This is a genomic window from Pantoea jilinensis, from assembly GCF_019104105.1.
Classification (GTDB): Bacteria; Pseudomonadota; Gammaproteobacteria; order Enterobacterales; family Enterobacteriaceae; genus Pantoea; species Pantoea eucalypti.
On the sequence record NZ_CP077746.1, the window covers coordinates 1,593,928 to 1,612,134 of the forward strand.

Here is an 18,207-nt window from a genome sequence, read left to right on the forward strand (position 1 = left end):
CAGGAGCGAGGCGATGACAGCCACACCAATACTGGAAATGCGGGGAATTACCCGACGCTTCGGCAATTTTTATGCCCTGAAGGGTGTCGATCTCACGGTCTGGCCCGGTGAGGTTCACGCACTGATGGGTGAGAACGGCGCGGGTAAAAGCACACTGATGAAGATTCTGGCCGGTGCCTATACCGCCAGCAGCGGGGAAATTTTAATTGAAAATAAGCCCTGGGCACTGAAAGGGCCGAAAGAGGCGCTGGCTGCCGGGATTACCCTGATTTATCAGGAGATCAATCTGGCACCCAACCTGACGGTGGCAGAGAACATTTTTCTGGGTAGCGAAATTGCGCCTGGCGGGCTGGTGAAGCGGCGACAGATGGCTGAAGAGGCGCAGCGGGTCATTGATCGGCTCGGCGCACAGTTCAGCGCCTGGGATTTAGTCAGTCGTCTGAGCATCGCCGAGCAGCAGCAGGTGGAGATCGCCCGTGCGCTGCAGCGCAACAGCCGCATTCTGGTAATGGATGAGCCGACCGCCGCGCTCTCTAACCGCGAAACCGAACAGCTGTTTGCACTAATCAAACGGCTGCGCAGCGAAGGCATGGCGATTATCTACATCAGCCATCGCATGGCGGAAGTGTATGAGCTGTCTGATCGCGTCAGCGTGCTGCGTGATGGGCAATATGTGGGCAGCCTGACCCGTGACCAGCTTAACGCCAGTGAACTGGTGCGGATGATGGTCGGACGCCCGCTCAGCGACCTGTTTAACAAAGACCGTGCGATCCCTTTAGGCGACATCCGGCTGGCGGTGAATCACCTTACTGATGGCGGCAAAGTGCATCCCAGCAGTCTGGCAGTGCGGGCCGGAGAAATTGTCGGGCTGGCCGGGCTGGTAGGCGCCGGTCGCAGCGAACTGGCGCAGCTGATCTTCGGCGTACATAAGCCGAAAGAGGGCGAGATCTGGATCGACGGTGAGAAGGTCACCATTCATTCGCCGCGTGATGCGATTGCGCGCGGCATCGGCTTCCTCACCGAGAACCGCAAAGAGCAGGGACTGTTTCTGGAGATGGCCGCGCAGGAGAACATTGTGATGGCGACGCTGGAACGTGACGCCAGTTACGGGATGCTCAACCGACGCAAAGGGCAGACCATCGCCAATGAGGCGATCGCCTCACTCAATATTCGTGTTCCGCATGCTCAGGTCCGGGCGGGCGGTCTGTCCGGCGGGAACCAGCAAAAGCTGCTGATCTCGCGCTGGGTGGCGATTGGCCCGCGCATCCTGATTCTGGATGAGCCGACGCGCGGCGTCGATGTCGGCGCTAAAAGCGAGATCTACCGCATGATGCAGGAGATGGCGCGGCAGGGCGTGGCGATTTTAATGATCTCCAGCGAACTGCCGGAAGTGGTCGGGATGAGTGACCGCGTTTACGTGATGCACGAAGGCACCATCGTCGGTGAGCTGGAGGGCAGCCACATCAGTCAGGAAAATATTATGACGCTGGCAACCGGTGCGCACAGCGCGTCAACAGGCGAAATCTAAGGAGACCACCATGACACAACTGGCCCGCACCAAAGCGCCGACGCTGAAACGCGCCCTGATGGGCGATCTGCTGCAAACGGTGGGTATCCTGCCGATTCTGATCCTGATCGTGGCGGTATTTGGTTTCGTCACGCCAAACTTTTTTACTGAAGCCAACCTGCTCAACATTACCCGTCAGGCGTCGATCAACATTGTGCTGGCGGCGGGCATGACTTTCGTCATCCTCACCGGCGGTATCGATCTGTCGGTGGGGTCGATGCTGGGCACCACGGCGGTGGTGGCGCTGGTGGCGTCGCTGGACCCGATGCTCGCCTCCCTGACCATTCCGATGGCGCTGGGCGCGGGTCTGGTGATGGGGCTGTTCAACGGCATCCTGGTCGCCTGGGCCGGATTGCCCCCCTTTATTGTCACGCTGGGTACCTACACCGCATTGCGCGGAGCGGCGTATCTGCTGGCGAACGGCACCACGGTGATCAACTCCGATATTAACTTTGAATGGATTGGCAACGGCTATCTCGGGCCGGTGCCGTGGCTGATTGTGATTGCCTTTGCGGTGATTGCCATCTGCTGGTTCATCCTGCGTCGCACCACACTGGGCGTCCATATCTACGCCGTCGGTGGCAATATCCAGGCTGCACGCCTGACGGGCATCAAGGTTGGCGTCGTGCTGCTGTTTGTCTACGGCATGAGTGGCCTGCTGTCGGGGCTGGCCGGGCTGATGAGTGCCTCGCGGCTCTACAGCGCCAACGGCAACCTGGGCGTCGGTTATGAGCTGGATGCGATTGCCGCGGTGATTCTCGGCGGCACCAGCTTTGTCGGTGGTATCGGCACCATCACCGGCACACTGATTGGCGCACTGATTATCGCCACGCTGAATAACGGCATGACGCTGATGGGTGTCTCCTATTTCTGGCAGCTGGTGATCAAAGGCGCAGTGATCATCATCGCCGTCCTGATCGACAAATACCGTACTCGTCATCATGTGAGTTGAGGCTTAAAAGGGCGGATGCGTTATCTGGCCTCCGCCACCTAAAAAACGCCATTAAGTGGTTGGCACCTTGAAAACAGCAGGAGAAGGTCTATGCGTTTTAATCCGATTGTAACCGGGCTGCTGGCGGCAACGCTGTTCAGCACCGGCCTGGCTCAGGCAAAAGAACTCAAATCTATCGGCGTAACGGTCGGCGATCTGGCTAACCCCTTCTTCGTGCAGATCACTAAAGGCGCAGAGATGAAGGCGCGTCAGCTGGCGGGCGATAAAGTTAACGTCACGCTGGTCTCCAGCGGTTACGATCTTGGTCAGCAGGTCGGCCAGATTGATAACTTTATTGCAGCAAAAGTCGACATGATTATCCTCAACGCCGCCGACTCAAAAGGGATCGCCCCAGCCGTTAAACGGGCGCGTGACGCCGGTATCGTAGTGGTCGCGGTTGACGTGGCAGCCGATGGCGCGAATGCGACCATCACCTCCGATAACACCCAGGCAGGCGCAATGGCCTGTAAATATATCTCTGACCGTCTGAAGAACAAAGGCAATGTGGTGATCATCAACGGACCGCCTGTCTCTGCCGTGCAGAACCGTGTTGAAGGCTGCATGAACGAGCTGAAAACCCATCCGGACATCAAGCTGCTCTCCTCCAACCAGAACGCCAAAGGCAGTCGTGAAGGCGGACTGGAAGTGATGACCGGTCTGCTCTCGGCTAATCCAAAAATTGATGCGGTATTTGCCATCAATGATCCGACGGCTATCGGTGCGGATTTAGCGGCGAAACAGGCGCAGCGCAGCGAGTTCTTTATCGTGGGCGTCGATGGATCGCCGGACGGGGAAGAGGCATTGAAGCGTAAAAACTCACTGTTTGTCGCCACGCCAGCTCAGGACCCGCAGGTGATGGCCGCCAAAGCGGTTGAGATTGGCTATGACATTCTGCAGGGCAAACCGGCTCCGGATAAACCTGTGCTGATCCCGGTGAAGCTGATCGATCGTAATAATATCGGCAGCTATCAGGGCTGGACGGTGAAATAAGCGTTAGAGCGGCACCTTCAGGTGCCGCTTTCAGGAGGCCACTATGCAACGTTCAGAGGTTAACGACTACCTGCAACATACCCGCGATTTTTTCCGGCAGCAGGATGTGCATCTTCCGTCCTGGGCCGATTACAGCATCAGTCAGTGGCGCGCGCAGGATCGTGAAGTGATACAGGAGATTCTGGCGCTGCGGCTGGGCTGGGATCTCACCAGTTTTGGTGCGGCTGATTTTTTTCAGACCGGATTGACGCTGTTTACTCTGCGTAATGGCTCCCCTGGCGGACAGCCCTGGCATAAACCCTACGCTGAAAAAATTATGCATGTACGTGAAGGGCAACTGACACCCATGCACTACCATCCGCGCAAGATGGAGGACATCATCAATCGCGGTGGTGGCAACCTGATTGTTGAACTGCATAACCGCGACGGGGACGGGCTGGCCGACTCGCCGGTGGTGGTGTCGCTGGATGGCATGCGACAGACCCATGCGGCCGGAACACAGCTGCGGCTTTCACCGGGTGAAAGTGTGACTTTGGAGGCGGGGATCTGGCACAGCTTCTGGGGCGAAAGCGGCTTTGGTGACGTGCTGGTGGGCGAAGTGTCGATGCCCAATGATGACGAGAACGACAATGTGTTTCTGACACCGCTGGCCCGTTTCAACCCGCTGGATGAGGATGAAGCGCCGCGCTGGCTGCTGTGTAATGACTATGCGCATGCCTTTCTCTGAGCCGCATTTATTGCGTTCATTCCCTGAATCTTTTCAATCAATCTCAGTGCAAAATCTCAGTGCAACATTGCCGGCCTCACGGCGTCAGGCCGCGCTGAGCGTGCGCTGTGTTCACCTCAATGATTTCGCGAGGTGTTCAGCGTTATTCAGCCTGAGTTTTCTGATACTGCGGGCGGGGGGCTCACCGAACAGGCGTGCATATTCACGGGTAAACTGCGTCAGACTTTCGTAGCCCACATCTGCCGCAACAGCGGCGACATTACCGGGGCGTAACATAAGCGTCTTGCGCGCCTCGTAAAGCCGGAGATGTTTTTGATACTGCAGCGGGGAAAGTCCGGTGCTGGCCCGGAAACCACGATGAAAGGCTGAGAGACTCATGCCCGCAATCGCCGCCATATCCTCAATACGAAGCGCGGCGGCATAGTGTGTACGCAACCAGACCAGCGCCTTTCTGATCTTCGCGAAATACCCGTTCACCTCTGCTGCCTGACGCAGTAAACCGCCCTGTGGGCTCAGCAACAGCCGATAAAGAATCTCGCGCTCTACTAACGGCGCCATCACCCTAATCTCGCCAGGCTTTGCTATCAGGCGCACCATCCGCAGCCAGGCATCCACCAGCGCCTCATCCACCCGATTGACTGACATGCCACTCTTTGTTTTGGGCGCATCGGTCATGGGCATCTGATGCAATAGTTCGCTGATAGCAGTGAAATCCAGTGTCAGGCGCACCGCCAGATAAGGTGAGATTTCACTGGCCTCTGTAATTTCGCCTGTGGCGGGCAGGTCGAACGACGCCGTGAACATCTCTCCGGCGGAATAGCGGAGAGAGCGTTCGCCCATCTGCAGCCTTTTTTCTCCCTGCAGTATCAGGCTGACGAAAGGCGAATAGATTTCCGGCGGCAGGGGCATCGGCTGACTGACGCGGTAAAGATCCACGCGCGGAATCGCCGTCGCCGTGAGTTCATCAGCCGTGCATGCCAGCATTTCATCTCTTATCGCATCAAGCCTGTTTATGGGACACCTCTCCGGCGGTTGCCGTGTGCAGAGTGAGAAAAGCAGTAACAGGCAAATTTTAGGCAGGATTACAGCCGCCGCACAATCGGCTGAGGATTATTCTCGCTCTCTGACCATTTTACTGGAGGGGATGACATGAGAATTGAGAACGCCGTGATTATGATTACCGGTGCATCGTCGGGCATCGGAGAAGCCACCGCGCGTGCGGCGCTGGAGGCGGGTGCGCAGGTTATTTTACTGGCACGACGCAAAGACCGCCTGGTTGCCCTCGTGGGAGAATCAGGCAAAGCACTGGCTGTGGCCTGCGATGTGACGCAGCCAGAGCAGATTGCAGATGCTGTCAGGCAGGGGATAGCACGCTTTGGCCGGATTGATATGTTAATCAACAATGCCGGGCAGGGGTTGTTCGCGGCGGTTGAGGAGATTGCTGCAAGCGAGTTCAGAGCGCTGCTCGACCTGAATCTGATCGCGCCGCTGATGATGATGCAGGCGGTGATCCCGCAGATGCGGGCGCAGGGCGCGGGGTGCATTATCAACGTCAGTTCCGGTGCGACTCTGGCAACCTGGCCGGGATCGGCGGCCTATACCAGTTCCAAAGCGGGACTGAATATGCTCTCCGGCGTGGCACGGCTGGAGCTGGCAGACGCCGGGATAACGGTATCTGCTGTTTATCCATTCATGACCGTCTCGGAATTTTACCAGTCGGTGAAATCGGGGCAGGACGTTGCGATTGCGCAGGCACAGCAGAGCGCCGCAATTGCGCATACGCCATAGCGCGTGGCTGAAACGATTCTCACCGTCATTCAGAGCGGAGAGGCGCAGGTCGATCTGGTGCCGCGCGCCTATGGCGGAAGTTATGAGGGATGAGTACCGGCCAGCGGAACGCAGGCCGGGTAAAGTGATTCAGGCGATCTGGCTGGCGCGTAGCGCGGCTTCGGGTTTCATCACGTCAGCGGAAAAGACATAGCCCAGCCCGCGAATGGTGCGAATCAGGTCGGGCTGATGCGGGTTAGTTTCGATTTTGCGGCGCAGTCGCATGATCAGCACATCAATGGTGCGATCAAATACGTCCAGACTTTCGCTGTGGGTCAGCTCCAGCAACTGATCACGGGTCAGTACTTTGCGGGCATGGCGCACCAGCGCGTGCAGCAGGCTGTATTCTCCCTGGGTCAGCGGCACCAGTTCATGCTGCGGATTAAACAGCTGGCAGCGGCCATCGTCCAGTTGCCAGCCGCCAAAACGCCAGCCCGCCTGTTCGGGGTGAGCCTGCGCAATGCGTCCGCTGCGACGCAGAGCCGCACGGGCGCGCGCCACTACCACGCGTGGATTAAAAGGTTTGGCAATATAGTCATCTGCACCCATCTCCAGACCCACGACCATCTCCGCTTCCGAACCCATACCCGTCAGCATAATCACCAGCACGTCCGGCCGCTGACGCTGGAGCTGCTGCAACACCAGCAATCCGTTGGTATCGGGCAACATCATATCCAGCATCACCAGTGAAATTTCCGGGTGTTCGCTGAGCATGGAGAGCGCCTCGCGTCCCTGATGACAGCTGTAGACAGTTAACAGATGTTCACTTAACGCATCCTGCAGGACGTCGCAGACAGCAGGATCATCATCCACCACCAAAATCGCTGGCTTCATGGCGCGGCCTCAATGTTACGAAGGAGTTAATTCTGGAGTCTACACAGGCCAGAAATGGTTGCTGAGGCAGCGTGCTGAAACGTGACCAGCTTCGCCTGTGAGAGTGCGGAAGCGTGCGCTGGCGCAGAGTTTTTCGGGGTGACGCATTTGCCGCAGGAAAACGATTGCGCGGAATCGGTGCATTGCACCATAATCGCGCCCTGTTTTGATTCGGAATCTTCTTAGGCGTGGCCGGCTCTGCCAGGTAATCGATTGCGTCGGCAGGTGGCATGGCAATTGCTTAGGCCAACAGGTTACACAGGGATTTCAGGCGGTTCTGGCAAGCAAGTATGCAGCGGCCAGGACAATGTCCCGGAAACAGAATAAATCAGCATGCAAACCCCTTTGGCAAGTGAGACTCCTGTCTCCTGTATCGAGAGATGATGATGTTAGAAAAACTATTCAAACTCAAAGCGCATAACACGACGGTTCGTACCGAGATTATCGCCGGGATCACCACCTTCCTGGCGATGGCTTATATTCTGTTTGTGAACCCGAGCATTCTGGGCGCAACCGGCATGGACAAGGGCGCGGTATTTGTCGCGACCTGTCTGGCGGCGGCGATTGGTTGTGTGCTGATGGGGCTGATTGCCAACTATCCGATTGCGCTGGCGCCGGGTATGGGACTGAACGCTTTCTTCACCTATACCGTGGTGCTGCATATGGGCTACACGTGGCAGATTGCGCTGGGTGCGGTGTTTCTCTCAGCAGTGATTTTCTTTGCGATGTCACTGTTTAAGATTCGTGAGTGGATTATTGCCAGTATCCCGCTGCCGCTGCGTGCCGGGATTGGCGCTGGTATCGGGCTGTTTCTGGCAATTATTGCGCTGGAAGGGGCAGGCATCGTGGTTGATAACCCGGCGACGCTGGTGGGTATTGGCGATCTGACTAAACCCGGCCCGCTGCTGGCAATGCTGGGCTTTGTGGTGATCGTGGTGCTGGAAGCACGCCGCGTAACCGGTGCGGTGCTGATCGGCATTCTGCTGGTGACCTTTATCTCCATGGGCATTGGCCTGTCGCCGTTCGCGGGCGTTTTCTCAGCTCCGCCATCGATTGCACCGACCTTTTTGCAGCTTGATATTGCCGGGGCATTTAACGTTGGCCTGGTCAGCGTGATTTTTGCCTTCCTGTTTGTCGATGTGTTTGATAACACGGGCACACTGCTGGGCGTGACCAAACGTGCCGGTCTGGCTGATGAGCAGGGTAACGTGCCGAAGATGGGCCGTGCGCTGATTGCCGACAGTGCCGCTGCACTGTTTGGTTCGCTGCTCGGCACCTCGACCACCACCAGTTATGTGGAATCGGCGGCGGGTGTGAGTGCAGGAGGCCGTACCGGCCTGACGGCGATCGTAGTAGGTGTGCTGTTCCTGCTGGCGCTGTTCTTCTCGCCGCTGGCTTCCAGCGTGCCGGTCTATGCCACCGCACCTGCGCTGCTGTTTGTGGCTGTGCTGATGACATCCGGTCTGGCTGATATTGACTGGAAAGATATTACTACCGCTGCGCCAGTCACCGTGACTGCGTTGACCATGCCGCTGACTTATTCTATTGCTAACGGCATTGCGTTTGGTTTCATTACCTGGACGCTGGTGAAGTTGCTGAGCGGTCGTGTGAAAGAGATAAATGCGGCGCTGGTGATTCTGTCGATTCTGTTTGTGATTAAGCTGGGATGGCTGAGTGCTTAGCTGTTGCCTGGCGGCAGGGATGTTACGCCTTGCGGCGGGCTGGCGCTGAGCGGGTTACGCTGAGAAGGTTACGCCCGCCAGGCGGTGGGGAGTTTCAGGTTGTCCGTGCAGGCGGACGCGTCAAGGGGCGTACGCCCGCCCCTTAACAATCCCGGCGTCCGGCAGCCTGCGCGCCCCGCCTTGCGGGGTGCCTTCGTCACGCCCTGCGGCCCGCGGACCGTCCGGACGCGCCTTCCCTGGCGCGTTCCGTCCTTTCGCCGACGTCCTGTCGGCTCATCCTTGCCTCCGGTTGTTCCTCAGCGCTTCGGATGCCTCTGGTAAACCCCAGCCGGTGGGTTTCCTGCCCGGTGGGGGAGTTCAGGCCGCTGAAAGCGGGGGAAGAGCTGCACTGGTTTCGCTTTGCAGCGGGCTGACACTGAGCGGGTCTCGCTTTGCGGCGTGTTCATATTGAGAAGATTACGTTGCGCGGTGCCTGCCCACTGAGCGGGTTACGCCCGCCAGGCGGTAGGGAGTTTCAGGTTGTCCGTGCAGGCGGACGCGTCAAGGGGCGAACGCCCGCCCCTTAACAATCCCGGCGTCCGGCAGCCTGCGCGCCCCGCGTTGCGGGGTCCCTTCGTCACGCCCTGCGGCCTGCGGACCGTCCGGACGCGCCTTCCCTGGCGCGTTCCGTCCTTTCGCCGACGTCCTGTCGGCTCATCCTTGCCTCCGGTTGTTCCTCAGCGCTTCGGATGCCTCGGGGAAACCCCTGCTGGTGGGATTTTTGCCCGGTGGGGGATTCAGGCCGCTGAAAGCGGGTGAAGAGCTGCACTGGTTTCGCTTTGCAGCGGGCCTGCTATGACAATGTTACGTTGCGCGGTGCCTGCCCACTGAGCGGGTAACGCCCGCCAGGCGGTAGGGAGTTTCAGGTTGCCTGTGCAGGCGGACGCGTCAAGGGGCGAACGCCCGCCCCTTAACAATCCCGGCGTCCGGCAGCCTGCGCGCCCCGCTGTGCGGGGTGCCTTCGTCACGCCTTGCGGGGTGCCTTCGTCACGCCCTGCGGCCCGCGGACCGTCCGGACGCGCCTTCCCTGGCGCGTTCCGTCCTTTCGCCGACGTCCTGTCGGCTCATCCTTGCCTCCGGTTGCTCCTCAGCGCTTCGGATGCCTCAGGTAAACCCCCGCCTTTAATATCCTGGTTTTTATCGGACATAGCGTTGTCTGGTGGTTTGAAAGCCAAAGCTAATTTTGAAAACCATCAGCGGCAATGCACCAGCATTAAAAAGAAGAGGCAACATTTGATAGGGTGAAGAGCCATTCTTCCTGTCAGGCTTAAAACCGCAGGCAATCCTTCAGACTCGCAGCAATTACTTACCCAACACAAAAAGAAGAGATAAAAGTAGATAGGGTGGAAGTGCATTCTTCCTGGCAGGCCAAAACCGCAGGCAATCCTTCAGACTTGTACCGGTGACATACCCAACACAAAAATAAGCGATATCAGCGAGGGTAGAAGGCCATTCTTCCTGCCCGGCAGAGAGACACAGATAATCCTCCGGACTTACAGCGACGACGTACCCAACACAAAAAGAAGAGATAAAAGCGGGGAAGGGAGGCCGTCAGAGCCGCTGAGCGGATGAGGGATTTCAGGACGAGCGGCAGGGATGCCGCGAAGAGGCGGGTTCGCGCCAGGGAGGGCGCGTCCCGCCGGTCCGTAAGAAATCCGGAAGAAGCGAAGGGACCGCGAAGCGGCGGTGAAGCAGGCCGGAGCCCGGGGTCAAGGGGGCGCGGCGACTGGCGCCCCCTTGTTGGTCGCCTGCAGAGGCGTAACTGAAACTGGCCAGCTCACCAGGCGAACGAAACCCTCTCATAGCCCGTTCGCGCAGCGAACACCTCAGCCACCTGCGTGCACCTTAGCCCGTTCGCGCAGCGAACATCCCCCCCTCGCCAGCGGCGAAAAACTTACCTGAAAGGCGGCTCATTAAACGTCCGCAACTTACGCGAATGCAACTTATCACCCTCGGCGCGCAGCAACTCAACCGCATGAATGCCAATCTGCAGATGCTCCGAAATCGCCCCTTCGTAGAAGCGGTTCGCCTGACCAGGCAGCTTAATCTCGCCGTGCAGCGGCTTATCCGAAACGCACAGCAGCGTGCCATACGGCACACGGAAGCGATAACCCTGCGCGGCAATAGTGGCGCTCTCCATATCGACTGCGACGGCGCGGCTCAGGTTAAAGCGCAGAGCCGACGCGGAGTAACGTAACTCCCAGTTGCGATCGTCAGTGGTCACCACGGTGCCAGTACGCAGACGCTGCTTCACCTCTTCGCCAGGCATATTACTCACAGCTTTTGTGGCGTCGTAGAGCGCGCGCTGCACTTCGGCAATGCTAGGCACCGGGATGTCTGGCGGAAGCACGCTGTCGAGCACGTGATCGTCACGCAGATAGGCGTGGGCCAGCACGTAATCGCCAATTCGCTGGCTCTCACGCAGACCGCCACAGTGACCAATCATCAGCCAGGCGTGAGGGCGCATTACCGCGAGATGATCGCAGATGGTTTTAGCATTCGACGGGCCGACGCCGATATTGATCAACGTAATACCACGGCGATTCGGCGAAGTCAGATGCCAGGCTGGCATCTGGTGCTTCTTCCACGCCAGATCAGAAAGCATCGACTCACTGTCGGCGGTGTCCGAGGTCAGCACTACATCGCCGGCACAGGCCAGGCTGTCGTAAGGGGTATTGGGATCACGTACCTGCTCAATCGCCCAGCGCACAAACTCGTCAACATAACGGGTGTAGTTAGTGAACAGCACAAACGGCTGGAAGTGCTCCACGCTGGTGCCGGTGTAATGACGCAGGCGGGCCAGCGAGAAGTCGGTGCGCAGTGCGTCAAAATGCGACAGCGGGAATTTGGCGTCAGCGTGGAACAGACCGTCGGTGGTCTCATCGCCAATCTGTGACAGCTCGGTGGTCGGGAAGTGGCGTGCAATACCGGCACTCATGGTGCGATCCAGTGACAGATCGGAGCCGTCGATCACGTAAGGATAGGGGATCTCCTGGCTGGACGGCACCACGTCAATCTCCAGCTGATACTCCTTCTCCAGCATTGCCAGCTGTTCCGCAATATAGTGACGCAGCAACGCCGGACGGGTGACGGTGGTGCTGTAACTGCCGGTGTGGGTAAAACGTCCCCAGGCACGTGTGCGGTTCTGCTGCGGGCCTTCGCCGTGCCAGGTGATGCGCAGCTCGGGGTAGACAAACAGTCCCGCTGCCCGATCGGCCTCATCCGGCAGCGTGCCGTTTTCGGTGAAGACTTTAATCGCCGCACGCAGCGCATCAACGGCACTGTCGTAGAGGCGTTCAAGTTCATCCAGCGCCTGCTGGCTGGTCAGGTTTTTCCGTAGTGTCGGCATGGTTTCTCCTTCCATTTTTTTCCGCAATTTGCCCCAAGCTTAGCGGGTTTGCTGCAGAGATTGGTGAAGAATCTGTGATTGCTGATTTTTCGCGCTAACGAAGCGGGAAATCTGAGCAGTACGGTTTTAAGGATGAGTCAGTCGCACTGAGGTCCGTTAAGTAAATCTTTACTATCAGACAGGATGATTAGCCGTCATTAACTGCGTTACGGATGACGAATGCGCCGTAAAGCAGCCTTATGCAAGCCGGCGGTAATCGATCATAACGTCAGGTAAATAATCAGAATTGCTACAGCGGACAGGGCGGTGAGGCAGAATCTGCCGTAACGGGATTAAAAAGTTTGTAACCATGATTAATTTGCGCCGGAAAGACTTTGCATATTTCTCAGCCCCCTATCATCATTAGATCTCCTATCCAGTCACTTCTGATTTGGTAATCCTTTGCAAAATCCCGGCGTAGCAGTGATGCAGGCGATCAGGCGCACGGCGTGGTATCCAAAACGCCGCTCTTATCGCACGCTCTACTGGCGTGAAATATCGCCACTGGCAGTGCCTATCTTCTTCGAGAACGCCTGTGTGTTGTTGATGGGCGTTCTGAGCACCTTCCTGGTCAGCTGGCTGGGTAAAGAGGCGATGGCAGGCGTGGGCCTGGCTGACAGCTTCAACATGGTGATCATCTCATTCTTTGCCGCCATCGATCTCGGCACCACGGTGGTGGTGGCGTTCAGCCTGGCAAAACGCAACGGGAAGCGCGCCCGCGCCGCCACGCGACAGTCGCTGGCTATGATGACGATACTTGCCTTTGTGCTGGTGATCGCCATTGAGTTCTGGGGCCATCTGATTGTCGATGCGATCGCCGGTGCAGCCGATCCCAAAGTGAAAGAACTGGCGCTGAGCTATCTGCAGACGTCCGCCTGGAGCTATCCGGCTGCGGCCATCACACTGATCGGCAGCGGGGCGCTGCGCGGTGCAGGCAACACCAAAATTCCGATGCTGATTAACGGCGGCATGAACATCCTGAACATCATCATCAGTAGCGTGCTGATTTATGGCTGCTTCTCGTGGGACGGTTTAGGCTTTGTCGGGGCCGGACTCGGACTTACCATCACCCGCTATATCGGGGCGATCGCGGTGATTTACGTGCTGATGATCGGCTTTAACGCCTCGCTGAAAATCACGCTATCGAGCTATTTCCGGCGCTGGAACAGCAGCATCCTGATGGAAGTTTTAGGCATAGGTGTGCCTGCCAGTATCGAGTCTGTGTTGTTCAACGGCGGCAAACTCCTGACCCAGGTCTTTGTGGCAGGGATGGGCACCAGTGAAATTGCCGGTAACTTCATCGCGTTCTCTGTTGCATCCCTGATCAACCTGCCGGGCAATGCGCTGGGCTCTGCATCCACCATTATTACCGGCACACGATTAGGCCGGAATCAGGTGTTCCAGGCGGAACGCCAGGTGCGGCATGTTTTCTGGCTGGCGACGGCATGTCTGAGTGCGATAGCGCTGTTGACCGTACCGCTGGCCGGGTTACTGGCCCGCTTCTATACCAGCGATCCGGAGGTGATAAACGTAACGAAGCACCTGCTCTGGCTTAACGCGCTCTTTATGCCTCTATGGGCCGCGTCCTGGGTGCTGCCCGCCGGACTTAAGGGCGCGCGTGATGCGCGTTACACCATGTATGTCTCAATGTTCAGCATGTGGTGCGCCCGTGTGGTGGCCGGTTATCTGCTCGGCATTGTGCTTGGGATGGGCGTCACCGGTGTCTGGCTGGGGATGTTCCTCGACTGGACGGTGCGCGGCATCTTCTTCTGGTGGCGGCTCAATAGCGGTAAGTGGCTCGATCGCTACCGGAAGATGATCGCCAAAACCGGTTAGCGTTCTGCTTACGCCTTCCCTGATTCTGGGGGAGGCGTTAAATCTCATTCCCGCCCCAAAAAATAACATCTCCGTCACATCTCCAGACTTCTGGTCCTAAATTCAGACAGTTGCACAAAGCCAGCCTCATCAGACGGGGTTAGCGTAATGCCTGCTGCGCACTGACGCAGAGACTACTTATCAAGGTGACCCTATGATCCGTCTCAAAACGGCGCTGGCACTTCTGCCGCTGCTGTGTAGCTGCCCGCTGTGGGCGACAACCTTTGTCTATGTGTCGAATGCTGAATCCGGCACCGTTTCCCGCTATCAGCTCAGTGAGGCGAACGGCAGCCTGAAATGGTGGGGCGATACGCCGGCCGGAAAAAAAATCATGCCGCTGGCGGCCAGCCCGGATGGTAAACATCTCTATGGTGCGCTGCGCAGTCCGCCTTATTCGATCATCAGCTGGCGCGTTACCGGGCCGCAGGGTGATTTGCAGAAACTGGCGGTAACGCCGGTTGCAGCTAGCTTCCCGTGGATTACCACTGATAAGAGCGGACGCTATCTGCTGGCCGCCTCCTATGACAGCGATATCGTCACCAGCAACCGGATTGATGACAAAGGGATTGTGACCGCGCAGGTCACGGGCGAAGTGAAAACCGGGCCCCATGCCCATTCCGTAATTACCGACGTCACTAACCATTCACTCTACGTTGGCAATCTTGGCGCGGATCGGGTGCTGCAATATACCTTTGCCAGTGACGGGGCCATCACACCACTGGGCACCGGCTTTGTTCAGGGAGAGAAGAACAGCGGTGCGCGGCATTCGGTGATCTCGCCGGATAATCGTTTTCTCTATAACCTCACGGAAATGAGCGGCACCATCACCCAATTCCGGCGCGCGGCGGATGGCTCACTGACAGAGCTGAAACGCTGGCCAAATGCGGTGGCGAAGAAATATAACCTGCAGCATGGCGAGCAGCGCCCGGCGGGTTACAGCGATCCGACACTGCGCATCTGGGCGGCAGACATCAAAATTACGCCGGATGGGCAATTTATCTACGTGACCGAGCGCACCTCCAGCAACGTCAGCGGCTACCGGGTGGATAAACAATCCGGTGAGTTAACGCTAATCGGCAGCTGGCCGGTTGAAAAACAGCCGCGCAGTATAGCTATCGATGCAAAGGGCAAATGGCTGATCGTCAGCGGCGAGAAGAGTGCCGTGATTGGCAGTTACCCTATCGATCCTGCCAGCGGCGAATTGAAACGGGTCGCTGAAGCACCTGCTGGTAAAGGCGCGAACTGGGTGACGCTGATTACGCAGTAACAGACCTGTTTCTGGCGCTGACTAATCAGCCGGGCAGGCTGCTTATGCCATCTCCGGCATAAGCAGCGCAGAAATTTTTGCTTCAGATTGCGCGCACAAGCAGGTTTACTCAGGGCATCAACCGATGCGGAGAACCTGAGATGAAACAGAAACTGATAGCCTGGTTTGAACAGCTGCTGAGTGGCCCCGGAGTGAGTCAGCATGGGCATGATATCAATGTCGAGTTGCTGCTGCCGCTGAGCCAGCTGTATGGGCTGGAATATTATCCGGCTGTGCATCGCTATCATGAAAAATAGTGGTTGTTGTGTTTTGTGTGTTTGAAGGCCCGTAATCTGAGCGGGCTTTTTTACGCAAGGGGATTGAGAGGCTGAGTCCGTTGATGAGTAGAGGTTCAATTTGGCAAAAATGCACTCAGGCAAAACAATAATGACGTATCCTGAACGTCTCTTACGCCACGAATATCAATCTCAGATCTAGAAAGCCCGGCGTTTTTTCTTTGAGACAAGTTTGTGCCATAACGGCATCTACCGCTTATTGGCCAATAATGAAATGGAACAACCATTGCCAAAATGCATATCTGAAAAAGGGTGTGGGATGACGTGTTTTTAATTGAAAGGGGATAAATATGAAGGAAGGGATATCCAACGGGTATAAAGCAAAAAAGCAGATATCCGAAGATATCTGCTTTCTCTAATTCTGGCTCCTCTGACTGGACTCGAACCAGTGACATACGGATTAACAGTCCGCCGTTCTACCGACTGAACTACAGAGGAATCGTTTGAACGAGGCGAATATTAACGGCGTCGCTCTAAGGTGTCAACAGCAAAAAATACATTATCATTCAACTGGCTAGGTTTAACGCAAAGCGATCGGGATTTAAGCAGTTTGCGCCGTGTCAGTAGCGATCCGGGTCAGCGGATCCTGCTGATAAAACTGTCGCAGATGCTGATACATGGCGGGAAAGCGTTCTGCCAGCAGAACCGGGGCCGTAAAGAAATATTCTGAGAGCACAGCGAAGCACTCAGCCGGATCGCTGGCGGCATAAGGATCAATAGTGGCAGCCTGTTCGCCCACCAGCTCGACCTCACTCTCAATTTCTGCCATCGCGGCACGCAAATCCTTTTCCCACTGCGCCACGTCTCGCAGCGGTATCACCGGAACACCGCTAGTGTAACCACTGCCGCGCGCATCCAGCTTATGTGCCACCTCATGAATAACCAGATTAAAGCCGGAGAGGTCAAAGGAGTCCTGAATATCCAGCCAGTTGAGGACTACCGGTCCCTGTGTCCAGCTCTGTCCTGAGTGAACGGCAGGCGCACTGTGAACCAGCCCATGCTCATCCTGCCAGTGATCGTCGACCTCGAATGGCTCGGGATAGATCAGCACATCGTGAAAACCGTCCAGCCACTCCAGACCCAGTTTCAGGACAGGCAGAGAGAAGAGCAGGGCGATCCGCACGCTGCGCAGTTCATCCAGCTGTGCACCCTCGAGAGGCACCAGTTTTTTCTGCTGCAGAAAGCGCTTTGCCAGCTCAACCAACGCCTGTTGCTCGTCATTGCTGAGCAGGCTGAATACCGGCTGTGCCAGACCCTGCTGCCACGGTAATGTAGCCAGCATGTCGTCATGCGTTTTCCAGGGCCATTTAAACATCGCAACTCCCGCACAGAATCGGACTATTTCACTATCCTGACGCGGCAGATATAAAAATGCCAGCATCGAATGCTGGCACCAGTTGCTGGCTACAGGGCTGAAGGCTGTCTATTCAACCCGTTAGCGCGACCGTTGTCTGTGATTCAACCCGCAAAGCGCAGGGCTAAAGCATTAGTTGCGTTCGATGCGCTGAAATTCAATGACCCAGACCCAGGGATTCACTTCCCAGCTGGTCGCGCCGTACTGTTTTTCCCAGGCTTTGCGATACGCCTCTTTAGGCGATTCTGAGTTGGCGTTCATGGTGAAGAAGTTATTCAGGAAGTGCGAATCGGTCTGTACGCCCTCTGCCCGGATGTCATCTTCACTGATGTCCTGAATTTTCTCCGCGCGGACGCCGGTAATTTCGAGGTTGATACGGCTGGCCCAGCGAGGCATATGGATGGCGGTCTGCCAGCCAAACTCTTCGGCCTCTGGCGTACTCAGTGCATGCTGACCCAGCTCATTACTGTCGGCCCGATACTGGCAATATTCCGGCAGGCGAAACGGCGTCGGGTCACGTTCATATTCGGCCAGATCGCTCTCTGGCACCATTGGGCCACGCCAGGTTTCACGCACCCAGAGTATGTCACCCGGTTTGCCATAGGGGCATTGATAGCTGATGTCAGCCATCGACATCATTTTGTAGCCGTGCAGATGGTTAGCACTCACATCGAAGGCGTGCACGCCCTCGTGATGATCCTGTCCCGGACCGAAAGCCTGAGTTTTCATAATGCGCCGGGTTTGCGTTTGCTGGCCAACCAACAGGGCACGAACACGCTGTTCGGAAAAAAGAATCGGCCGTTCTTTCATTGATTACCTCTTTTTTATTAGTAGAACCCGGTTACTGCTGTAAACATCCATTCACGTCACATCTCAGAGTCATCATAAAAGCTTTAAATCATTTTGCTTAATAATTTGTCGCCTGACAGTCACTTTAAAGTTGTCACGTTGGGTATTAAAAAAACGCAAAATGCAAAAAGCGCACCAACGCTTTAGATATCATGGACGCAACACGACGATTAGCCCGGATACAGTACGTTATAACGATAAAAATAGGAACCTTTTCAGACTTTTTCACCTGCTTTTGTGCACAGTTTTACAATTAAACACGTGACAAAAAAAAGTTAAACAGGGTCTGTATTATCGGTTAAACATCGACAAAACATTACAGCTGTTAAACTAATTTTCTTAGCAGCAATTCACTGAGGAAAGGCTGAAAACCGCCGAAATTGCGGTTATTGTGTAACAGAGATGCTATACAGATGATCCAGATCTCATTTTTCTGCCCGAAA

At 56.5% G+C, this 18,207-nt stretch carries 14 protein-coding genes and 1 tRNA gene; 9 read left to right on the top strand and 6 right to left on the bottom strand.

What is annotated here, in order from left to right:
• Nucleotides 1-13: 13 nt before the first annotated feature.
• The 4 genes from KTJ90_RS07335 (at nucleotide 14) to KTJ90_RS07350 (ending at nucleotide 4,275) form a co-directional block, all read left to right on the top strand.
• A complete protein-coding gene (locus tag KTJ90_RS07335) occupies nucleotides 14-1,528 on the top strand; it encodes a sugar ABC transporter ATP-binding protein (RefSeq protein ID WP_499026112.1) in 1,515 nt (504 codons plus the stop codon).
• Nucleotides 1,529-1,538: 10 nt separating this feature from the next.
• Entirely contained in the window at nucleotides 1,539-2,519 is a 981-nt protein-coding gene (locus KTJ90_RS07340) for an ABC transporter permease subunit (protein ID WP_008926895.1), read from the top strand.
• Nucleotides 2,520-2,609: 90 nt separating this feature from the next.
• On the top strand, nucleotides 2,610-3,548 hold the full coding sequence (locus KTJ90_RS07345) for an ABC transporter substrate-binding protein (RefSeq protein WP_008926894.1): 939 nt from the start codon (nucleotides 2,610-2,612) through the stop codon (nucleotides 3,546-3,548).
• Between the two features lie 43 nt (nucleotides 3,549-3,591).
• A complete protein-coding gene (locus KTJ90_RS07350) occupies nucleotides 3,592-4,275 on the top strand; it encodes a D-lyxose/D-mannose isomerase (RefSeq protein WP_039659950.1) in 684 nt (227 codons plus the stop codon).
• Nucleotides 4,276-4,386: 111 nt separating this feature from the next.
• On the opposite strand, the gene KTJ90_RS07355 is transcribed toward KTJ90_RS07350, so the two are convergent.
• Nucleotides 4,387-5,259: an AraC family transcriptional regulator gene (locus tag KTJ90_RS07355; protein WP_039659953.1), complete on the bottom strand. Its 873-nt coding sequence runs from the start codon at nucleotides 5,257-5,259 to the stop codon at nucleotides 4,387-4,389.
• Nucleotides 5,260-5,424: 165 nt separating this feature from the next.
• On the opposite strand from KTJ90_RS07355, the gene KTJ90_RS07360 reads away from it, so the two are divergent.
• The gene (locus tag KTJ90_RS07360) at nucleotides 5,425-6,063 is read left to right on the top strand and encodes an SDR family oxidoreductase (RefSeq protein WP_499026116.1); all 639 of its coding nucleotides are present in this window, start codon (nucleotides 5,425-5,427) and stop codon (nucleotides 6,061-6,063) included.
• A gap of 129 nt (nucleotides 6,064-6,192) precedes the next feature.
• On the opposite strand, the gene KTJ90_RS07365 is transcribed toward KTJ90_RS07360, so the two are convergent.
• Nucleotides 6,193-6,936, bottom strand: a complete 744-nt coding sequence (locus KTJ90_RS07365) for a response regulator (protein ID WP_003852465.1) — start codon at nucleotides 6,934-6,936, stop codon at nucleotides 6,193-6,195.
• A 422-nt stretch (nucleotides 6,937-7,358) separates the two neighbouring features.
• Between KTJ90_RS07365 and KTJ90_RS07370 the strand changes: the two genes are divergently transcribed.
• Nucleotides 7,359-8,657, top strand: a complete 1,299-nt coding sequence (locus KTJ90_RS07370) for an NCS2 family permease (RefSeq protein ID WP_008926891.1) — start codon at nucleotides 7,359-7,361, stop codon at nucleotides 8,655-8,657.
• A 1,933-nt stretch (nucleotides 8,658-10,590) separates the two neighbouring features.
• Here KTJ90_RS07370 and KTJ90_RS07375 read toward each other — a convergent pair.
• A complete protein-coding gene (locus KTJ90_RS07375; RefSeq protein ID WP_008926890.1) occupies nucleotides 10,591-12,045 on the bottom strand; it encodes an AMP nucleosidase in 1,455 nt (484 codons plus the stop codon).
• A gap of 465 nt (nucleotides 12,046-12,510) precedes the next feature.
• Here KTJ90_RS07375 and KTJ90_RS07380 point away from each other — a divergent pair, with 465 nt between their 5' ends.
• From KTJ90_RS07380 to KTJ90_RS07390, 3 genes are all read left to right on the top strand, one after another.
• Nucleotides 12,511-13,920 carry an EmmdR/YeeO family multidrug/toxin efflux MATE transporter gene (locus KTJ90_RS07380; RefSeq protein WP_003854424.1) on the top strand — a complete coding sequence of 470 codons (1,410 nt, stop codon included), beginning with the start codon at nucleotides 12,511-12,513 and terminating at the stop codon, nucleotides 13,918-13,920.
• A 193-nt stretch (nucleotides 13,921-14,113) separates the two neighbouring features.
• Nucleotides 14,114-15,226, top strand: a complete 1,113-nt coding sequence (locus tag KTJ90_RS07385; protein ID WP_499026119.1) for a lactonase family protein — start codon at nucleotides 14,114-14,116, stop codon at nucleotides 15,224-15,226.
• A gap of 140 nt (nucleotides 15,227-15,366) precedes the next feature.
• On the top strand, nucleotides 15,367-15,522 hold the full coding sequence (locus tag KTJ90_RS07390) for a hypothetical protein (protein WP_003854427.1): 156 nt from the start codon (nucleotides 15,367-15,369) through the stop codon (nucleotides 15,520-15,522).
• A gap of 401 nt (nucleotides 15,523-15,923) precedes the next feature.
• Here KTJ90_RS07390 and KTJ90_RS07395 read toward each other — a convergent pair.
• From KTJ90_RS07395 to KTJ90_RS07405, 3 genes are all read right to left on the bottom strand, one after another.
• Nucleotides 15,924-15,999: transfer RNA gene (locus tag KTJ90_RS07395), tRNA-Asn, on the bottom strand.
• Between the two features lie 103 nt (nucleotides 16,000-16,102).
• Nucleotides 16,103-16,876, bottom strand: a complete 774-nt coding sequence (gene mtfA / locus KTJ90_RS07400; RefSeq protein WP_008926889.1) for a DgsA anti-repressor MtfA — start codon at nucleotides 16,874-16,876, stop codon at nucleotides 16,103-16,105.
• A 171-nt stretch (nucleotides 16,877-17,047) separates the two neighbouring features.
• Entirely contained in the window at nucleotides 17,048-17,725 is a 678-nt protein-coding gene (locus KTJ90_RS07405) for an ASCH domain-containing protein (protein WP_003854430.1), read from the bottom strand.
• Nucleotides 17,726-18,207: the final 482 nt, after the last annotated feature.

Bases quoted from the DNA above. Each gene is read 5' to 3' on its own strand.
- KTJ90_RS07345 (WP_008926894.1), top strand. From the start codon at position 2,610: ATGCGTTTTAATCCGATTGTAACCGGGCTGCTGGCGGCAACGCTGTTC.
- KTJ90_RS07390 (WP_003854427.1), top strand. From the start codon at position 15,367: ATGAAACAGAAACTGATAGCCTGGTTTGAACAGCTGCTGAGTGGCCCC.
- KTJ90_RS07355 (WP_039659953.1), bottom strand. From the start codon at position 5,259: ATGCTGGCATGCACGGCTGATGAACTCACGGCGACGGCGATTCCGCGC.
- KTJ90_RS07360 (WP_499026116.1), top strand. From the start codon at position 5,425: ATGAGAATTGAGAACGCCGTGATTATGATTACCGGTGCATCGTCGGGC.
- KTJ90_RS07375 (WP_008926890.1), bottom strand. From the start codon at position 12,045: ATGCCGACACTACGGAAAAACCTGACCAGCCAGCAGGCGCTGGATGAA.
- KTJ90_RS07340 (WP_008926895.1), top strand. From the start codon at position 1,539: ATGACACAACTGGCCCGCACCAAAGCGCCGACGCTGAAACGCGCCCTG.
- KTJ90_RS07380 (WP_003854424.1), top strand. From the start codon at position 12,511: ATGCAGGCGATCAGGCGCACGGCGTGGTATCCAAAACGCCGCTCTTAT.
- mtfA (WP_008926889.1), bottom strand. From the start codon at position 16,876: ATGTTTAAATGGCCCTGGAAAACGCATGACGACATGCTGGCTACATTA.
- KTJ90_RS07385 (WP_499026119.1), top strand. From the start codon at position 14,114: ATGATCCGTCTCAAAACGGCGCTGGCACTTCTGCCGCTGCTGTGTAGC.
- KTJ90_RS07405 (WP_003854430.1), bottom strand. From the start codon at position 17,725: ATGAAAGAACGGCCGATTCTTTTTTCCGAACAGCGTGTTCGTGCCCTG.
- KTJ90_RS07335 (WP_499026112.1), top strand. From the start codon at position 14: ATGACAGCCACACCAATACTGGAAATGCGGGGAATTACCCGACGCTTC.
- KTJ90_RS07365 (WP_003852465.1), bottom strand. From the start codon at position 6,936: ATGAAGCCAGCGATTTTGGTGGTGGATGATGATCCTGCTGTCTGCGAC.
- KTJ90_RS07370 (WP_008926891.1), top strand. From the start codon at position 7,359: ATGATGTTAGAAAAACTATTCAAACTCAAAGCGCATAACACGACGGTT.
- KTJ90_RS07350 (WP_039659950.1), top strand. From the start codon at position 3,592: ATGCAACGTTCAGAGGTTAACGACTACCTGCAACATACCCGCGATTTT.